We start from the raw sequence: 441 nt of genomic DNA on the forward strand, positions 1-441 counted from the left end.
CCGCGGCTGTGCACATGCATGCCGCGCAACCCGAGCGAGCGGGTGAGGGGGCGGCGGGAGACGTTGCCCCTCGCGTCGGCGTAGGAGACCGTGCCGTCGCGGTGGTCGACGCCGCAGGTCGCCAGCACGTCGCCCGCGAACCCGGGCTGCGCGACCTGCTCGGCGTGGCTGGGCACCGGCGGGTTGGGCGCGACTTTGAACGCTTCGACCCCGCTCGCAGTGGCGGCCGCGCGTTCGCGCAGTGCAGCGCCTGGGTCGCGGCGGATCAGCTTCTGTAGGGACGTGCGCAGGGACATCGCGGGATCCTCGGCTGAGGGGCGCGGGCAGCCAGCCCGCCCGGGTGCCGGCAGGGGCCGATGAGCGCGGCTAGGCCGGGGAGCCCCATGCCCCCTCCGATGAGTCCGTCGGCGGCCCATAGACTGCCCGCGCGACACAAGAGTG

1 protein-coding gene is annotated in these 441 nt (G+C 74.8%); it reads right to left on the bottom strand.

Features of this window, described 5'->3' with window-relative positions:
- On the bottom strand, positions 1-296 hold a 296-nt coding region (locus MKK84_RS30965; RefSeq protein WP_243926174.1), incomplete at its 3' end, for a hypothetical protein.
- Positions 297-441 lie beyond the last annotated feature (145 nt).

Source organism: Methylobacterium sp. E-065, from assembly GCF_022829605.1.
GTDB lineage: Bacteria > Pseudomonadota > Alphaproteobacteria > Rhizobiales > Beijerinckiaceae > Methylobacterium.